This is a genomic window from Isoptericola sp. NPDC060257 (assembly GCF_042726645.1).
Classification (GTDB): Bacteria; Actinomycetota; Actinomycetes; order Actinomycetales; family Cellulomonadaceae; genus Isoptericola; species Isoptericola nanjingensis.
The window spans coordinates 1-1,776 of record NZ_JBHXAW010000467.1 but is presented as its reverse complement, the minus strand read 5'-3'; the positions used below and the strand labels follow the sequence as shown (position 1 = coordinate 1,776).

2 protein-coding genes are annotated in these 1,776 nt (G+C 78.8%); both read left to right on the top strand.

What is annotated here, in order from left to right:
* Nucleotides 1–240 precede the first annotated feature (240 nt).
* The gene (locus tag ACFWEK_RS21360) at nucleotides 241–1,428 is read left to right on the top strand and encodes a cysteine desulfurase family protein (protein ID WP_430555344.1); all 1,188 of its coding nucleotides are present in this window, start codon (nucleotides 241–243) and stop codon (nucleotides 1,426–1,428) included.
* Complete coding sequence (locus tag ACFWEK_RS21355) at nucleotides 1,425–1,736, top strand: sulfurtransferase TusA family protein (RefSeq protein ID WP_430555343.1); 312 nt, start codon at nucleotides 1,425–1,427, stop codon at nucleotides 1,734–1,736. The genes ACFWEK_RS21360 and ACFWEK_RS21355 overlap by 4 nt, the downstream gene beginning before the upstream one ends.
* The last annotated feature ends 40 nt before the right edge of the window (nucleotides 1,737–1,776 follow it).

The window sequence follows — 1,776 nt, the reverse complement described above, 5'->3', positions numbered from 1 at the left end:
CCCTCGGGGCGTGACTCTTTCCGCACGGGACGTCCACAACTCCTTCTTGCACACAGACCCCCGGAGAGTGTCAGATCGATCCTCGGGAATGTCAGATCCTCCGGACCGTGCCGGACCCCGACCGACCGGACCCCGACGCCCCGAAGATGGCACGATCGTGCCCCGGGCGTGCATCCCGCGCCCGCCCGACGCGCCCGGACACGGCGTCGGGACGCACGTCAGCCCCCACGGAGCACGCCTGTGACCGACACCACCGAGCCGACCGGGAACCACTCCCCCACGGCGTCCGCCCCGCGGGTGCACCTGGACAACGGCGGCGGCGCCCCGCTGCACCCGCTCGCGCGGCAGGCCCTCCTGCAGGCGCTCGACGACGGCTGGGCCGACCCGCACCGCCTGCACACGGAGGGACGCCGGGCGGCGCGCCTCCTCGACGGCGCGCGGGAGGCGGTCGCCGCCGTCCTGGGGGCGCGCACGGAGGAGGTGCGCTTCACGGCCGGCCACGCGTCCGCGCTCCGCGACGCCCTGGTGGGCACCGCGCAGGCCCGCCGCCGCGCGGGCGGGGACGTCGTCGTGGGCGGTACCGAGCGCGCGGCGGTGCTGCACGCGGCGGCCGTCGCCGCACAGGCCCAGGAGGGCGAGCGCGTGGTGGTCGGCGTCGACCGCCACGGTCGCGTCGACCCGGACGCCTTCGCGGACCGCGTCGCGCGCCCCGGCGTCGCGATCGCGGCGCTCCAGCACGCCAACGGCGAGGTGGGCACGCGGCAGCCGCTGAGCACCGTGCACGAGGCCACCCGGGCCGCAGGGGTGCCGCTCCTCGTGGACGCGGGCGCCTCGCTGGGCCACGACGTCGTGCCCGAGGCCTGGGACCTCCTCGCCGCCCACCCGGCCGACTGGGGCGGGCCCGCCGGGGTGGGTGTGCTCGCCGTGCGTCAGCGCGTGCGGGCCGTCCCGCCCGCGCCGGAGGACGCCGACCCCTGGGCGCCCGGCGGGGTGAGCGTGCCCGCCGCGTTCGCCGCCGCCGTGGCCCTGCAGGCGACGGCGGCCGACCGCGCCGCGCAGGACGAGCGGCGCCGGCTCCTCACGCAGCGAGTGCGGGCGGCGGCGTCCGCCGTCCCCGACGTCGAGGTGGTGGGCGACCCGGACGACCGGCTCCCCCACGTCGTCACCTTCTCGTGCCTGTACGTCGACGGCGAGGCGCTCGTGACGGAGCTGGACCGGGCGGGCTTCGCCGTCGGCTCCGGCTCCGCCTGCACCGCGAGCACCCTGGAGCCGTCGCACGTGCTCGCGGCGATGGGGGTGCTCACGCACGGCAACGTGCGGATCGCCCTCGACCGGTCGACCACCGAGGACGACGTCGACCGCTTCCTGGCCGTCCTCCCGGGCGCCGTGCGGCGGGTGCGCGACGTGCTCGGGGTGGACGGGCTGTGAGCGCCGAGGGCTCCGGGGCCGGCCCCGGGGCGGACGGCGTGGTCGTCGACGCCCGCGGCCTGCGCTGCCCGCTGCCGGTGATCCGGCTGGCCGCGGCGTCCCGCGACCTGCCCGCCGGGACGCTCGTGACCGTGCTGTCGACCGACCCGGCGGCCCGCCACGACGTGCCCGCCTGGGCCCGGATGCGGGGCCATGCGGCGGTCGGCGAGACCGAGACCCCCGCGACGGACGAGGCGGAGGAGCCCGGCGACGACGGACCCGCTCCGAGGACGTGGTCGCTCACCGTGCGGCTGGGCGCCACCTCCTGAGCCGCGACGACGGCGGGCCCGCGACGACGACGGCCCGGCC